Here is a 14,581-nt window from a genome sequence, read left to right on the forward strand (position 1 = left end):
GTCGGTGCGGAACAGCGGACAGGGTCCATCAACGCCTCAAGAGGCGTGCAGCGACACTTAGCCGATCGGAGGTCGGAACAGATTGGTCAGGGCAGCGGACGCGTGCACCGACAGGAAGGGCTCGGCGGTTTGCCGATACAGGACGGAGACGTTGCCGAGTGTTGAACCGACGAGTGCCGTAAAACAATGGTGCATGCACGCACAGCAATCGCCCGCCTGGCAGCAATCGCCCAACGGCGATTTCGCGTCGACCAGCTCAGCGGGCCGCGGGTGACTGTGATCGTCGGCCACCGGCGGGGTCGCTGTGCCGTGGCAGGCAGCCATGGCCTCGCTTCGTGTCTGCGCCGCGGCCACGGAGGTCACGTAGCCCGCGGAGTCTCTCAGATGATCCATATGCATGGCCGCCCCAGCAATGCCCGGACCGTTGGCCAACAGGGCAACGATCAGGAACACCCGCATCAGGAGCGCACGCAAAGACATGCGCCGAATTATACGTTCGGATCTAAACGCTGGATGAATGCACCGGAAACGCAGCCGCGTCGCCGATCGCACCCGGGCCAATCAGAACTTCCACGTCGCCGGGGCGTTCTCGAGCATCGGCAGTTGGATCGCCAATTCCCCGTGCGGCACTGCTCCAGCCCCGTGGCGCAAGGCGCGCCTCTTTGCTGCTGGCCTGATTAAGGGGTGTCCACCATTTTAAGGTCAAGCAGGGCACGCACCGGTTCCTCCGGCATGCCGGCTTGCCGGCTGTGTGGAGGCGCAACCAACCAGGAGCAGCACGCCGGCCAGCGGCCAGGTCAGGGCCCGGATGCGACCGGCGGTGCGGGATGGCCTGGACTTCATGCGTTCAAGAGTACGGCTGTGCCGCTGATGCCGCCATCAGCGGGGGCCCGTCCTGGTCCTTGCTGGTCCAACAGCTGGTTCGAACAATTCGGAGGCCTTTACCTCAACGCTGGAAATGGCCGGGGCAGACCTTGCTGCAGATTAGGGATGTTTATCGGGGCTAGGTAAGTGCACTTTCGGCCCGAAGCGGAAACCCGATCGCATGCAGTGATGGGCAGGTTAGGGCCGCTATCCCGATGTCCGATCCCGCTAACGCGACGCCATCGACTCGCGTTCGAAGTACAGCTGTCCACGACTTTCGATAGCGTCATGGTGGAGCGCGAGGAGTTCTACCGCGAGCAAGGCGGGTTGCTGGTTAGGGTGTTTGGTGGGTTCAAGGGCGAAGGAAACCTTCTGATCAATCGGCTGGTTTTCGCGAACAACAACCGCAACGCCTTCGTGGTCAACGACCGAACGCTGGCAGCGTCTCGCGAGGCGGGGAAGCTGATAGTGGAGTGCCTCTGGCGCCAGCCAAGCCGTGGCGACCAGGGCCTCGTCTGGACGGCCTGTCGACGGTTAGTGGACTTCGACGAGCTGACCCTGGACCAAGTCGGGCATCGACAGGATCGAGGCGAACCTGCACCGCCAGCTGGTAGGTCCGCCCCTTGATCACCGCTTGGAAAAGATCTGGCTGGACCTGGAAGGGTTCGAGGGCGGGTCGAGGTCGATCCTGCCCAGACGAACCGGGAATGGGCAGCGTCGCAGCGCTACGCGGCCAGCAAAGGCGCCAACCTGCCAGCGTTCCACAACCGGAGCTTCCAGACCCTCATGCGGGCTCTCTACTCGGCCAGGCATGGCAAGTCAGTGGGTTGGCGGTTCGGGGACCTGTGGGGGTGGCCATGGATGTGTTTGCCCAGCCCGCGCAGCTCTTCGGTCTGCTCGTGAAGACTTTGGACCACCATGGCCATACGGCTTACCTGGAAGAGCATGGCAGCAACGGAACCTGGGCAGGCAAAATCCTGGCCTGGGAACGATCTATCGGGTCAGGGGAGCTCTTCTTCGAATACGACCCCCAGCACGACCGCATCGTGGCCTTGGCCTTTCCGGAGCTGGCCAAGCTCCTGTCCGCTGGCGCGCCCGACCACTTCTCGATGGCTCCGGTGCCGTTCTGAGGGTGCCTAAGCCGCTGAATATGAACGGACTTGCCGGAGGCGTGTGATCGGCGCCTGCGATATGCTGTTGAAGCCGCGGGGCGGCTGGGGAGGGGGTATGGCGCGGCGACGGCGCAGTCGGAGCTGGAACAGCTACGGCAGCTATGCCGTCTCACGACGGCGCGAGTTGTCGTCGACTTTTGGGGGCATCGACCGCGACGTAGAACGGCTCTTCCTTGCCTTGGGCCGCGAGGATCTCGATGAGCTCCTTGAAGTTTACGAGGAGGAGTTCGGGAAGTCCGCTGCAACCTACGCGCGGAAAACGTTCCCGAAATGGAGGAAGGGCACCGTGCGGATGAGCGGGGAAGTGGCAGAGAGGCTGTTGAACCTCGTGCCGCCGCTACTGCCTGATGAGATCCGATTCGAGCTGGTCAAGAAACTGCGAGCATCGAATTTCCGAAAGGTCCATCGACGCGTCTATTCCAAGCCTGAAAGGTGGCGCGAGGATCTTGCGCCCGCCATCGCGGAGGTTGTAGGCCACGGCAGCACGGCCAGGATCTCTGACGCGGTCAAAAGCCGTGTTTCGTGGCTCGCAAATGGCGATGTTGCATCGGCTGAGCAGCTTCTCCTGGCAGCCGAGAAAGATGAGGCAATCACGCGCCTTGTGTATCTGGAAGCAGAACTGATAAGGATCGAGACGATGGTGGCGCAATTAGGCCACCTCAACACATCGATCTCCCATCAGATTACCCTCCCGCAGGGCACGATTGACGTGGTCATCTCCATTCCGGAGAAGACCCTCTGGCAGAAGTTCAAGAACTGGATTGGATGACTAGAATGAGCAACGATTTGACGAGGTCCAAGCAGTCAGAGGCTGGTCTGACAACAGGCTCGGAGTCGCAAGGACTCCTGCATCGGGCATTCCAGGACCTTTCTCCTGAGGATCAGCGGAAGTTTCAGGCCAAGGCCACCGAACTGGCCCTCCAACAGGAGGTGGCCAACCTGGATGCCAAGCGCAAGTTCGAGGCATCCGGTGCTGAGATGCACCGGCATGTCGACCTCGTCAAGGAGCACGAGAAGATCAAAAGTGATTTCACGATCCACAGCGAGTTCGAGACTGCCAGTGGCAAGACCACTGTTAAGGTCTCCAAGGCCAACAACACGCTTTACATCGTGATCGCCGTTGTCATCGCGGTGGTGTTCTTCGTCATGTTCTCGCGCTAGCGCCATGACTAGCAAAGTTGTCGTCCACTCGACCTTCAAGCGCCTGGTTCAGGTCATCCTTGTTGCCGTGCTGATCGCCGGCGGACTGGTCGGCATCAAGAAATTCTCCGTTTGGTGGAAGGACACACCCGGCCGGCCCGCCTCGCAGGCTCGCGGAGAAGCGGCAGCCGCGGAGTTGTCGAGTAGCCAAAGCAACCTGATTGTTGGTCGAAGCTCGGTCATCGACGCCGACACCTTGGAGATCCGAGGGCAGCGTATCCGTCTGGAAGGTGTGGATGCACCGGAGAGCTCCCAGAAATGCACCATTGCCGGTCAGGATTGGGCATGTGGCCAGAAGGCGGCACTTGCGTTGAGCGGCTGGCTAGGGCAACGCACTGTATCGTGCGCCCCGACGGGCCAGGATCGCTACAAGCGCACCTTGGCCAGGTGTTTCGTGGACTCGGAAGATGTCCAAGCCTGGTTAGTGTTAAACGGGTGGGCCCTCGCCTACCGGCAATACTCTGAGGACTACGTCCAGGCTGAGCAGGTCGCCCAAGCGCAGCGTGTCGGGGTCTGGGAAGGGGAGTTCACCCCTCCGTGGGAGTGGCGGCGTAGATAGTGGAAAGTTGCCCTAGCGGTTTGGGGGGACGTCGGCGCAGGCCCTTAGTAGTCTTGGAGGCAAATGATGGCGTTGAACGATCAGTCGTTGGAGCAGTTGCGCTTCAAGGGTGAAGGAGCGGATCTCGACTACAAAGCTGAGCGGCCGAAGTTCAAAGGTGCGACCGATGCCGAGAAGGCCGAGTTATTGAAGGACATCCTCGCGATGGCGAACTCGCATCGCGAGGGGCCGGCCTACATCCTTTACGGCTTTAAGGAAGATGCCCCAAATCCTCCGGAAGTCGTCGGGCTTCCCTTGGACGGCGCGATCGACGACTCGCGGATCCAGCAGTTTGTCAATGAGAAGTTGGACACCAAACTCAACTTTCGCTATGAGGAGCGGATGTTCCAAGAAAAGCACATCGCTGTCGTTACCATCCCCAAGCAGCCCCGTCCCTTCACCCTCAAAAAGCCCTATGGTGGCCTCGATAAGGATGTGGTTTACATCAGGCGCGGCAGCTCTACTAGCACAGCCCTAGCGCGGGAGATCGCCATGATGGGCGCGGCGGACGCCGCGCGCCCGCCAGCTAATGCCGCCGTCGAGTTTCGACATGAAGACAACAAGCCTCTTGGCAACGAGTTCGACCTCACCTTTTATGAAAAGGCCGATGAGTACCCGGACTATGAAACCTACGTCCCTAATGAACGATGGCCCATCGGCAGCTTTCTTTCCCCTGGGATGTCCCGCGACAATAGGGATTTCTGGCGAGAGGCGGCTGATTTCGTTGTCCAGTTCAAGCGCCTGATCCGGATCAGGATCAAGGTGAGCAACGGCTCAGCATTCGCGCTCACATCTGCCAAAGTCGAAGTTCGTGTCGTTGGGACAGACGAGTCAGACGCCGAACTGCTCCCATACGGTGATATGCCAGACGTCCCCCGAAAGACTGACAGCATTCTCCACAATGTCATGCGCTCCCCGGCCATGGACAAGCCAACCGTCGTAGTTGATAGGAGGGGGGATTATCCAGTTTGCGTTATCCAGTTGGGAACGCTGCTTCCTGGCGAGACGGCAGTGGCTGACGACGATCTAGCTGTCCTCCCCTCTGGCGCTGGGTCATACGCGATCAGAGTGCGGCTGTTGGCTCAGGAAACGAACCCCTTGGCTTTTGAGCATCGGTTTGAGGCCCATGGTGAGCATGCTCCCTTGGACTTCGTCAGGCTTGAGGAGATCGTTAGCGGCTCTCCTGAGCAGGAAGTGAGGGAAGAGGATGAGCACGACTGACAAAGGGTCAGTTGGCATTGCGTTCCACTCGTCACCTGATCTGCAAGAATCTCTGGATGCGGTGCACTGGTCGAAACAGGGTAGGGTGGGGTACGCGCATCTCAGCCACGAATGCGAATGCGGACAGCGTGGGTGACTTCGAAGAGGATTTCCTGACTTTGATGAGACCTATCGTCGAGCAATCGAAAAAGATGCCCATTGCTGCTACCTCTGTACGACCATTGGAAGAAGGACATGGACGGGCGGCGTAGGTCACGCTCAAGGAAAACGGAGAGAGGAACCACGCATGGGCGGAACTAAGCCAGGCAGGAACGAACCCTGCCCGTGTGGAAGCGGCAAGAAATTCAAGCACTGCCACGGTGGCACCAATGCCGACTATGGGGAGATGATCTCGCTAGGTGCAAAGGAAGCTCAGCGCAGGGCCGAGATCCATTGGATACAGCAGCAGCGACAGCAAGGCCTCGGTCGTCCCATCATCGCCGCCCAGACAGCCGGTAAGCGGATCATCGCTGTGGGCCATCGTCTATTTCAGGGCGCATGGCCAACCTTTCATGACTTCCTTTATAGCTACATCTTCGATGTTCTGGGGCGCGATTGGTTCGAAGCCCAGACTCAGCTGGAACAGAGCGAACGCCATCCTGTCATCAAGTGGCATAAAAGGCTCCTGGTGGCGTCCAAAGCTGCAGACCTAGCTCCTGGCGAGACACGCCAGACGCCGATGACCGGCGCGATCAGCGCGTTTCTGACGCTGGCGTACGACCTCTACACCTTGGAACACAACAATGATCAAACGCGCAGCCCTGAGCTGCGGAGGTCACTGATTGGACGCTTAAAGAACCAAGATCAGTTCATTGGGGTGCGTTATGAGATCCGCGTTGCGGCCATGCTGTTGCGGGCCGGGTTCGAGCTCGAATGGGAAGATGAGACCGATCGCCGATCCAAGCATGTGGAATATACCGCCACTTATCCGCGCACCGGCAAAGCCTTTGGCGTCGAGTGCAAGATCCGAAACCAGGATGCTGCGAAGAAAGCCAACCAGCACCTTGGGAAGTTCGCTGGTCTAGTGAGCGATGCGCTGAGGAAGACGACGCCACATGACCGTTTGATCTTTGTTGACTTGAACACGAAGGCCTACCCATACGCCCCGGGCGGGCCACGAGATTGGCGGGCGATCAGCATCAATACGCTTCGAAAGTTGGAGGGGCAACCCAAGGCAGCGACCCTCCCGCCCGCCGTGGTGTTCATCACTAACTACCCCGACCATCACCACCTTGACAGTCAGGTTCCCGATGCGGGAGCGATCATTGAGGGGTTCAAGATCGATGACTATCGGACCGGGCGGTTGCTGACGCTGACGCAAAAGATTGAGAAGCGCGCACATAATTCTGAGGTCGAGGCACTCTTGGCGTCAATCCAAGAACATGTCGACTTGCCTTCCACATTTGAAGGGGAAATTCCTGGGCTGCCTTCGAACCGCCTGCTCATCGGACACCGCTATCAGATGGACGATGCTACGGTGGGCACCTTGGAAGACGCCTGCGTGATGGACGACAACGCCAAGGTCGCTTTGATTATTGATCGGGACGAAGGCGGACGAGCAATTTACACCAACCAGCTCTCCCCTGAGGAATTCGCTGCTTGGAAGCGCTATCCAGAGACCTTTTTTGGGCAGATCCGCCAGAGGCCGGGTCCGATTAATGATCCAATCGAATTCTATGACAGATTGAAAGCTGTCTACGCCCGCACCCCCAAAGAAAATCTACTTCAATTCATGGGGGAACATGGCGACCGCTTTGCCGCACTCACGCAGCCCGAGCTGTTGGACGTTTATGTGCAAGGCATCGTGAACTCTGTGATGGAGCGGGCGGGGCCGCAAGAAGTCCCAGTGCACATCCAAAGAATGAGGCCGCCGCCGAACCGGGATTCTAAGCAGTAGGCCGCCTAATAAGCGACGCGCGCGTGGGGTGAATGACGAAGCCTCGGGTGCGGCCTTCGGCTTTGGCAGGTTCACAACAACTCGACATCGATATCCGCTCTCGGCCAGCAAAAAGACGTCGGGGTATGGAACTGGCTCACGAGGTCCTCTCGCTTCCGATGTTCGGGTCCGGAGGCTGGATGATCCGGTGAAGGCTTTCGTCTCTCCACACCCATCTGCGTTCTTCAGGCCAGGAGAGAGCGGAAAGAAGTAGCCGTTCTGTGAATGTCCTGATCCTAGTCAGGTCAACGCTCATGAGGCCGAGATCGGAAGTATGGGCGGCGTGGAACAGCCCATTTCGGAACTCAGACGCTCTCTTCATACCCTCGACAAAACCTTCGGCGGTCCACAAATCGGATGTTTTGATCGAGTACAAGTTGACGACCATGTCGATTCTTGATGCAAGCGACAGGCGGCGAATCTCGGGCAGCTTGTCTCTCATGTGCCTAGCGGTTTCGGCAGGAATGAGTCCCTGCTCCGCGAATTCCGCAAACATCGTTCGTAAGGATTTCTGAATCTTCTTCCAGGCGGAGGAGCTTATTGGCGCGCGTTGCAAATCCTTGGAAACGGCATTGACAATAGTTTCCATCGCGGAGAACGCCATGAAATATCCAGTTTCAAGGAAGCTAACGTAGGAGTGCGAGAGAAATCCTATTCCCCGATCAAGCGACTTTGACTCAGGGTGCATTTTCAACGCTTGGGCTAGTTTCGAGAGGCCGCCATCCCGAAGATTGGAGGAGTGGATAAGCTCATTTTCATTGTGTCTCGCCCGACTCTTGTGCCATTTGCGTCTATAGACTGCGCGCTCAAATCGGTCGTTCTCCGATGCCTGCAAGAGATACTCGATCTCGTACGCGTCGACGGGCTGCCTGTAGCAGAGCGAGAGCGCGGCGCAAATGGTGAAGACTTCTTCCTGCAGGCGGTCGTGCAGCGACCTCAGAGTTTCGCCGGCTTGGAGTTCGACCATGCCGCACAGTCGAGCTCGCTGGACGCGATGGACAACCTTATCTCCGAATGCACGGCCGTCTAAGTATTCATAGGCCGCCATCGCCTCAATCGGGCCAAGACTGGTTTCCACCAAGATCGCCCCTGCTTCACCGCGCTTGGTCGTGATGTCTCCGTTGTAGTGAAGCTCGACCGAGCCGTACCCTAACAGGATCCCGCTCGGTTGAAGCCCAACTGTGAAGCGAACTTCGATAGGGCGGTTCGCGGGTTCTCGATCGATGCCTACTTCGATGGCGCCTACGTCCAGGCTCATGGTCGTCAAGCTCGATTGCCATCCTGTGATCCCAAGCAGGTTTATGGATTCTTCACCCTTGTTTATTGGGTGAAGCTTCATCAAGTTGACGTCGATGGCTCTAGCTGCAGTGTAAGCTTCGGTGCGTTCGATTTCGTCTCCCAGAAACAGGATCTCAACGTCGAGGGAGGTTGGATCATGCTTTTCGTAGCGCACGGAGACGGCTGATTTCAGCGAAATGGGACTATTCGGCTGGAGAGCGAAATGTCCTTGGATGTGAACTTTTCCGTCTTTGCTCATGGTTCTTCATGGATTAAGAAGAGGGGTTTTCGCATTGCGCCAGATTTCATGACTCATGAAGGTGTGCCGATAGCTATAGGTGCCCGATGGCCCTACTTGAGAAGACGGCCAGCCGGATTTTCCTCTGCGGAACCTGCTTGAAAGTACCCGATCACACTCGCCACCGAACGATGTTCGGTCATGGCCATCACCGCTGGCAGCGACACGCCTTGCTTGCCGGCTTCAGTGACAAACCCCGATCGTAGGCTGTGTGCCCCAAAGTCCCCCTCCAGACCGGCAAGCCTAGCCCGCCGTTTCACGATGGTCGCCACGGAGCCCGGGAGCAGGGCAGGGCCAACCCGGTTCTTCCAGATTCGTCGAAAAATCGCCCCATCCTCAATTCCAGCGGCCTTGAGCCACGCCGCCAACGCCTCGGCACTGCGCCCCAGAATTGGCTTGTCCGGTGTGGAGTCCGCTGTTGCTCCTGCCTGCTGTGTCTTTGAGTACTCCAGACGGTAGATGTAGCCGTCGTCGCCGACCTTTCGCAGGTCGCGCATGTCCGCGGCGGCGATCTCGCTGCGCCGACGTCCGCCGCTGGCGAACCCGAAGCAGAGTAGGGCGCGATCACGCAGGCCTTCCAGGCTGTCATCGCAAGTCGCCAGCATGGCCTCGAGCTCGGCGCGGGTGATCGCGGTCTTCTTGTTTGCTCGCTCGCCACGCTTGACCGCTGCACGGCGGGCCCGACTGAGCAGCAACCTGACGCTAGGCAGCTCACAGGGGTTGGCCAGGCGCTTCAGCTTGTGTGCCGTGGACAGCACGGCAACACGCTGCACCACGGTCGAGAGCTTGAGCGGTCCGACCTTGGCCTTGAGGCCGGCCGCCACCAGGGCCTGATCCAGCGACGGCGGCAGCTCGCTGACCAGGCCAGTCTTGTTCTTGCGCTGGATGTGGTCGACCAGGAACTGGATCACCACAGCCTCGCTCGCCGGCAAGACCAGCTCGACGCCATAGCGGGCCTGGTGCCAGCCGGCCCAGTAGCGCAGGGCGGTCGCGTAGCTGCGGGTCGTGTTGGCCGCGGCCGCTTCGGCGAGCAGTTCACGCACCGCGTCGGCGGCCTGCTGGGCCAACTGCTCGGGCAACACCAGGTGCGTGGCCGTCGCCGGCAGGATGGGCAATGTGATATTTCGCTTCATACTATGTAATGTATGTTATGAAATAGGGTGTGTACTAGCGATAATCATCACTTATCACCAGTACGTCAACCGGCGGGCAGGGCGCCTGCGTAGGAGGCTCCAAATGGCCCGCGGCATCAGCGAACACGACGTGCACCAAGCGGCCGATGCCTTGGTCGTCGCCGGCGAACGGCCGACCGTTGAGCGGATCCGCGCGCACCTGGGTACGGGGTCCCCGAACACCGTCGTGCGCTGGCTGGACACGTGGTGGCGTGGACTCGGGGCTCGACTGGACGAACAGGGGGCGCGTTTGGCGCTCCCTGAGGCACCGGAGGCCGTGGCCGCCCTGGCCGGCCAATGGTGGGCACTGGCGATCGAGCACGCGACAGCCGCCGCTGAAAAATCGGTGACCACGGACCGTGAGGCCGTACGCCAGGAACGCGAAGCGCTCGCCGAAGCTCGAGGCGCCTTCGTTGAGGAAGCCGCTGCGCTTGGCGAAGCAGCGGCGACCGCCGCCCAGGCCAGGGACGTCGCCATGGCACGAGCCGCGGAGCTCGAGCGTCTGGTGGCAACCTTGCAAACCCAGGTCGGCGAAATCACGGGGCAGCGGGACAGTGCCGAAGCCAGGGCGAGCGAAGCCGACGTGCAGCGCAGGCAGCTCGCCGAGCAGCTGGAGGCGCTTCGGGCGCAGGTCGCCAGCGAACGCGACGGCATCGATCAGCATCTTCGCGCTACGGAGAACCGCGCGCACGCCGAGGTCGACCGGGCCCGGCAGGAGGCGCGCGAGCAGAGTCAGCGGGTGGAATCCCTCGTCCAGGACCTGCGCGCCGCCGAGAACTCACACCGGAGCGAATTGGACGTGCTGCGGCGCCAAGTCGCTGAAGCGCGCGCCGACGCTGCCAGCCAGCGTGCCCGTTCGGAGGCGCTCGACGGGCAGCTCGCTCAGTTCCGGGAACTCATGGCAGGCGTAGAGACTGCCTTGAAGTCCAAGGCACAGTCCAAGCCGGTGAAATCTCTGCGACAAACCAGGCCGGCAGCTACTCGAACGCGGAAAAAGGTCGCGAAATCAGAGGCGTAGCCATCAATCCTGACCTGATTTGTCTGGGTCCTGTAAATTATAGGATTGGCGGAAACTCGCTGTAATTCGGTCCAGCGGAGCCACGCAGGAGCTCTTTGTAGCGAGCTTAGCGAGTTTATCCTCAGGCGCTAAACTCGCTAAGCTCACTCAAAGTGCGCTCCTTGGCCGCGGAAGGACAGGTCTGCAGGTTGGTCCGCCTGGAGCCAGTAAGAGGATCGGCTCTACCGTGCTTGCGGCAACGGACCGTTGGCACCGGCTCAGTCAAGCGGCGGACTCGTCGCCGGCTCGGATGGGCCGGCCCGGCGGTTTTTCCGCGCCGACGTCAAGACTGGTGCAGGGTTGTCCGCGCACACCGGACTTGGCCCAAGGTTGTCTGCGGAAGCGGGACAGAATTTCCGCGCAGGAGGCGCGACGTTTTCTGCGGCGTATGGGCGAGATTCACTGAAAAAATCGGGTCGCAGGTGACCTGAAAATCGAGATTAATCAACAGCCGGCGCGAACACTTGCGACTGGCCAAGAACCGAGAACACTGACTGTTGTGCATCGATCCGGGTAGTGGTTGAGCTTACATAATGTGCATTATGCGAAGTACAGGCCATGCGTTGCCGGTCCTCGCGCAGCCCGCGTCCAGCTTGGTCCTGCTGACCCTTATCGAGCCGTGGTCAGCCCCGTGACATTGTCCTTCTGGACACGTCGGTCACCCCGCAACTCTCAGCAGCTGGATTGCCTGGCGTGCCCCGATCCAAGCCGCCGCGATGACCGCGGCCTCCACGACCAGCAACGTCATGGTGACATGCAACGCGACGCTCCACTTATAACGAGCGATGCATTTGCGAAGAAACTTTTGCCGCTTGCCGCGATCATCGGTGATCGCCTTGACCTTCGCTATCCTGTCCGAGATTGGCTTCAGTGCCACACTCGAATAGTTCTCGATGAACTGGGTCATGTTGGCGATAACGGCCAGCGCCAGGGTGATGGCGCAGACATAGAACGCCAGCGTCGTCGCCCAGTTGGACAGGTCGATCGTCGTGAAATCCAGTTTGACCCACGCTGTCAACGCGAAGACGAACAACAGCACCTGTGGCGTGAGGTTCCTAAGGAACTCCAGGAACGCGCCCTTGCCTTCCGCCAGGATCTTCATGTTTCCGCTCTCGCAGTTCCGATTTTTCAGTACCTCAGCCCGGTGATCGGTCCAGCCGCCCCAAGACCTCTGCCCTCTAGTTGGCAAAACTCAGTGAATCCAACCCTCCGATAAACCAGTCTAATCTCCTGCCCCGTCAACGTCCGCCCTCGGCCAGAAACGGACCTTGGTTGGAGGCATGTCACTAGAGTCTGCAATGCAATCCGACTTTGCCCGGGCCCTTAGGACGATTGACAGGGTGCCCTATGCCGCATTGAAGACCGGAGCCGAAAAGCATCTGATTCACCGCTGCCGCGCGACGCGGTGATAACAGTGGGAAAGAGCCATGAAATGGGTTAAGCGCCTCGCACTGGTGTTCGGCCTGGTGGTCATGGGTCTAGCTGCATATGCCTTCAGCACCGCCACAGGCTCGGAGAAGCCGGTCGGGTTTCAAACGGCGCGCGTCGAAACCAGGAGCGGTCCCATTGCTGTTGCCATCTGGTACCCAACGTCGGCAACACCACGCCCGACAACGTTTGTCAGCGGCAATCTGTTAAACGTCGCCAAGGATGGGTCGGTGCGTGGAAAAGGGCTGCCAGTCGTGCTGATTTCCCACGGCAACGACGGCAGCGCCGTGAGCCATGTGGACCTCGCAATGGCTCTGGCGAGCGCGGGCTACGTCGTCGCAGCGCCCACCCACGCCGGCGACAACTACGCGGACCGTAGTCGACAGAACTCGCCGGCGCTCTTCAGCCAGCGGGCCGAGCAGATGCGCGCGACCTTGGACTTTGTACTCGAGGGATGGAGCGGAGCGCCGGCCACCGACCCTTTGAAGGTCGGGGCCTACGGCCTGTCGGCAGGCGGATTCACTGTCCTGACCTTGGTCGGCGGCAAGCCCAACATGGCGGCGATATCCGAACACTGCCGGCGCACGCCCGAGTTCATCTGCAAAGTCCTCGCCCATGTAGGGTCGCCCCTTCTCGACAGCGGCCAGGATGTGGGGGAATTCGTGCCTGACCCCCGAGTTCGCGCCGCCGCGGTCGCGGCCCCCGGCCTGGGATTCACGTTCACCGGCGACGGTCTGTCTGGGGTGAGCGTTCCCGTGCAGGTGTGGAGCGGCGACAAGGATGAGCTCGTCCCATTCGCGACGAACACCAAGCTCGTGCAGGAAGGCCTGGGAAACCGGGCCGTGCCCAAGCAAATGGCCGGGGCGACCCACCTGTCTTTCTTGGCTCCGTGCGGCCTTCTGAAGCCGCCGGCGCTGTGCAGCGATCCCGATGGTTTCGATCGCGCCGCGGCGCATAAAGCGATGAACGCGGAGCTTGTGTCGTTCTTCGATGCCAGCCTGCAGCCAACGACGCAGGAAGAGGTCTCGTCGCGATGAGCTCTTTCGCTACCGACACTCCCGGATCTGGGGACCGCGTTCCGCCTTGACGACGGTTGGCTGCCGGTTGAGGGCCGGCGCGTGCGGCTTCGCGGCCAACCCCGTCTAGGCATGTATCTGCTGAGGGTGCCCCGCGCGCGTGCAGTGAAAGGTGGTGGGCGGCGGGATCATGGACGACATCGGGGAGCAGCTCTGGCACAGACCGGCCGAGGTGCAGGTGAGCCGAATAGGAGGTATATCCGGCTCATTACGCGAGCCGCACGCCATTACCAGGCGGTCGCCAAGGTCTCCAAGGCCACCGCCACGCGCCACCTCGCCGACCTGCTGGAGAAGGGCTGCATCCGCCGTCTGCCCGGTGGCGGCCGCAGCACCCGCTGCGAAATCAACGCACCGGCGGCGGGAATCCCGCTGCCGCACTGCCCCGCTTCCACCGGAAAACCCAAGACATGACCCACCGAGTGCCATGCTGGGGCCGGCACCGTGGTGGCATGGGGCGGAGACTGTTCCTTTTGCCCGGACCTGGGCGAAAGAGGATGTGCCGGCGGGCCTGACCAACGTCACCGCGGTTGCTGCGCGCGACCTTGCGCGAACTCCGGGAAGGTTTCCGCGATCGACGCCGCATCCGGCAGGATGTAGAACACCCCGCCCCGCTCGAACGTCGGACGGATGATCCGCTCGTAGAATTCGGGCGAGACGTTGATGCAGCCATGCGTGACGCGGTTGTCGTCCGGCGAAGGCGATGCGAGGCGTTCGGCGCGTCTCTCGGCCGGGACGCCGGTCGCGGTCGGGTGGATGGAGACCGCGGAGTCGTAGTCCACCCACAGCACGCGCCCGGCGTCGATGGACGGACCATAGCCACCCACAAAGCGACCGGCAGGCGTCGTGCGGTCCCGGCCCGGAATCTCGCGAAGCGCGAGGCCGGCGATACCGGGGGCCGTGTGATCGCCGATCGCCGAGCCGAAGAGCCCGGGCGCCGCGCCGCGAAGCCGGCCGTCGCCGCCGAACACCAGGATCTGTGCGGCGGCCTTGTCGATGATCGCGAACGGATAGCCTTGGCTGTCCTTGGCGGTGACGACCCAGCCCGCGAGCTCGATCACGGTGCCGGACACATCCTGGCCTCGAGGAAGCTGGTCGACGGGGACAACCGGCTGCGCGGCGGCATCCTCGGCGCTGGCCGCACCGAAGGTCGCGAACACCAGCAACAGCGCAGCTTGAACGGCCCGGATGGCCGGGCGTCTGCACGTATGGATGGGACCGTCCTTGACGAAGACTGGCTGGAGA

The 14,581-nt window shown here is 60.9% G+C and carries 13 protein-coding genes and 2 pseudogenes; 10 read left to right on the forward strand and 5 right to left on the reverse strand.

Annotated features, from left to right (window positions below):
• Window positions 1-57: 57 nt before the first annotated feature.
• A complete protein-coding gene (locus FPZ22_RS00965; protein WP_144889442.1) occupies window positions 58-480 on the reverse strand; it encodes a CopL family metal-binding regulatory protein in 423 nt (140 codons plus the stop codon).
• Between the two features lie 672 nt (window positions 481-1,152).
• Between FPZ22_RS00965 and FPZ22_RS00970 the strand changes: the two genes are divergently transcribed.
• The 7 genes and pseudogenes from FPZ22_RS00970 to FPZ22_RS14315 all read left to right on the forward strand — a co-directional run.
• Entirely contained in the window at window positions 1,153-1,491 is a 339-nt protein-coding gene (locus FPZ22_RS00970) for a hypothetical protein (RefSeq protein WP_144889444.1), read from the forward strand.
• A 230-nt stretch (window positions 1,492-1,721) separates the two neighbouring features.
• Entirely contained in the window at window positions 1,722-1,994 is a 273-nt protein-coding gene (locus tag FPZ22_RS00975) for a hypothetical protein (RefSeq protein ID WP_144889446.1), read from the forward strand.
• 61 nt (window positions 1,995-2,055) lie between these two features.
• Window positions 2,056-2,805, forward strand: a complete 750-nt coding sequence (locus FPZ22_RS00980; protein WP_144889448.1) for a hypothetical protein — start codon at window positions 2,056-2,058, stop codon at window positions 2,803-2,805.
• Window positions 2,806-2,810: 5 nt separating this feature from the next.
• Window positions 2,811-3,197, forward strand: coding sequence for a hypothetical protein (locus tag FPZ22_RS00985; protein WP_144889450.1), 387 nt, complete (start codon window positions 2,811-2,813; stop codon window positions 3,195-3,197).
• A gap of 4 nt (window positions 3,198-3,201) precedes the next feature.
• Entirely contained in the window at window positions 3,202-3,795 is a 594-nt protein-coding gene (locus FPZ22_RS00990) for a thermonuclease family protein (RefSeq protein WP_144889452.1), read from the forward strand.
• A 66-nt stretch (window positions 3,796-3,861) separates the two neighbouring features.
• Window positions 3,862-5,055 carry an AlbA family DNA-binding domain-containing protein gene (locus FPZ22_RS00995; protein ID WP_168198887.1) on the forward strand — a complete coding sequence of 398 codons (1,194 nt, stop codon included), beginning with the start codon at window positions 3,862-3,864 and terminating at the stop codon, window positions 5,053-5,055.
• 271 nt (window positions 5,056-5,326) lie between these two features.
• Window positions 5,327-5,425: pseudogene (locus FPZ22_RS14315) on the forward strand (SEC-C metal-binding domain-containing protein); the annotation flags it as partial.
• 1,702 nt (window positions 5,426-7,127) lie between these two features.
• Here the strand turns inward: FPZ22_RS14315 and FPZ22_RS01005 are convergent.
• Both FPZ22_RS01005 and FPZ22_RS01010 read right to left on the reverse strand, forming a co-directional pair.
• The gene (locus FPZ22_RS01005; RefSeq protein WP_144889456.1) at window positions 7,128-8,567 is read right to left on the reverse strand and encodes a hypothetical protein; all 1,440 of its coding nucleotides are present in this window, start codon (window positions 8,565-8,567) and stop codon (window positions 7,128-7,130) included.
• Between the two features lie 92 nt (window positions 8,568-8,659).
• Window positions 8,660-9,739 carry a site-specific integrase gene (locus tag FPZ22_RS01010; protein WP_144889459.1) on the reverse strand — a complete coding sequence of 360 codons (1,080 nt, stop codon included), beginning with the start codon at window positions 9,737-9,739 and terminating at the stop codon, window positions 8,660-8,662.
• A 103-nt stretch (window positions 9,740-9,842) separates the two neighbouring features.
• Between FPZ22_RS01010 and FPZ22_RS01015 the strand changes: the two genes are divergently transcribed.
• Window positions 9,843-10,796, forward strand: coding sequence for a DNA-binding protein (locus tag FPZ22_RS01015; RefSeq protein ID WP_168198888.1), 954 nt, complete (start codon window positions 9,843-9,845; stop codon window positions 10,794-10,796).
• A 697-nt stretch (window positions 10,797-11,493) separates the two neighbouring features.
• Here the strand turns inward: FPZ22_RS01015 and FPZ22_RS01020 are convergent.
• Window positions 11,494-11,937 carry a hypothetical protein gene (locus tag FPZ22_RS01020; protein WP_144889463.1) on the reverse strand — a complete coding sequence of 148 codons (444 nt, stop codon included), beginning with the start codon at window positions 11,935-11,937 and terminating at the stop codon, window positions 11,494-11,496.
• Between the two features lie 325 nt (window positions 11,938-12,262).
• Here FPZ22_RS01020 and FPZ22_RS01025 point away from each other — a divergent pair, with 325 nt between their 5' ends.
• Window positions 12,263-13,300: an alpha/beta hydrolase family protein gene (locus FPZ22_RS01025; protein WP_144889465.1), complete on the forward strand. Its 1,038-nt coding sequence runs from the start codon at window positions 12,263-12,265 to the stop codon at window positions 13,298-13,300.
• Between the two features lie 255 nt (window positions 13,301-13,555).
• A pseudogene (locus tag FPZ22_RS14320) lies at window positions 13,556-13,750 on the forward strand (hypothetical protein); the annotation flags it as partial.
• A gap of 107 nt (window positions 13,751-13,857) precedes the next feature.
• Here FPZ22_RS14320 and FPZ22_RS01035 read toward each other — a convergent pair.
• On the reverse strand, window positions 13,858-14,505 hold the full coding sequence (locus FPZ22_RS01035; RefSeq protein WP_144893811.1) for a L,D-transpeptidase: 648 nt from the start codon (window positions 14,503-14,505) through the stop codon (window positions 13,858-13,860).
• Window positions 14,506-14,581 lie beyond the last annotated feature (76 nt).

This window comes from Luteimonas granuli (genome assembly GCF_007795095.1).
Taxonomy (GTDB): Bacteria; Pseudomonadota; Gammaproteobacteria; order Xanthomonadales; family Xanthomonadaceae; genus Luteimonas; species Luteimonas granuli.

Coding starts and splice junctions, on each gene's coding strand:
- FPZ22_RS01025 (WP_144889465.1), top strand. CDS start 12,263: ATGAAATGGGTTAAGCGCCTCGCACTGGTGTTCGGCCTGGTGGTCATG.
- FPZ22_RS01015 (WP_168198888.1), top strand. CDS start 9,843: ATGGCCCGCGGCATCAGCGAACACGACGTGCACCAAGCGGCCGATGCC.
- FPZ22_RS00980 (WP_144889448.1), top strand. CDS start 2,056: ATGCTGTTGAAGCCGCGGGGCGGCTGGGGAGGGGGTATGGCGCGGCGA.
- FPZ22_RS00965 (WP_144889442.1), bottom strand. CDS start 480: ATGTCTTTGCGTGCGCTCCTGATGCGGGTGTTCCTGATCGTTGCCCTG.
- FPZ22_RS00985 (WP_144889450.1), top strand. CDS start 2,811: ATGAGCAACGATTTGACGAGGTCCAAGCAGTCAGAGGCTGGTCTGACA.
- FPZ22_RS01005 (WP_144889456.1), bottom strand. CDS start 8,567: ATGAGCAAAGACGGAAAAGTTCACATCCAAGGACATTTCGCTCTCCAG.
- FPZ22_RS01020 (WP_144889463.1), bottom strand. CDS start 11,937: ATGAAGATCCTGGCGGAAGGCAAGGGCGCGTTCCTGGAGTTCCTTAGG.
- FPZ22_RS00970 (WP_144889444.1), top strand. CDS start 1,153: ATGGTGGAGCGCGAGGAGTTCTACCGCGAGCAAGGCGGGTTGCTGGTT.
- FPZ22_RS00975 (WP_144889446.1), top strand. CDS start 1,722: ATGGATGTGTTTGCCCAGCCCGCGCAGCTCTTCGGTCTGCTCGTGAAG.
- FPZ22_RS00990 (WP_144889452.1), top strand. CDS start 3,202: ATGACTAGCAAAGTTGTCGTCCACTCGACCTTCAAGCGCCTGGTTCAG.
- FPZ22_RS00995 (WP_168198887.1), top strand. CDS start 3,862: ATGGCGTTGAACGATCAGTCGTTGGAGCAGTTGCGCTTCAAGGGTGAA.
- FPZ22_RS01010 (WP_144889459.1), bottom strand. CDS start 9,739: ATGAAGCGAAATATCACATTGCCCATCCTGCCGGCGACGGCCACGCAC.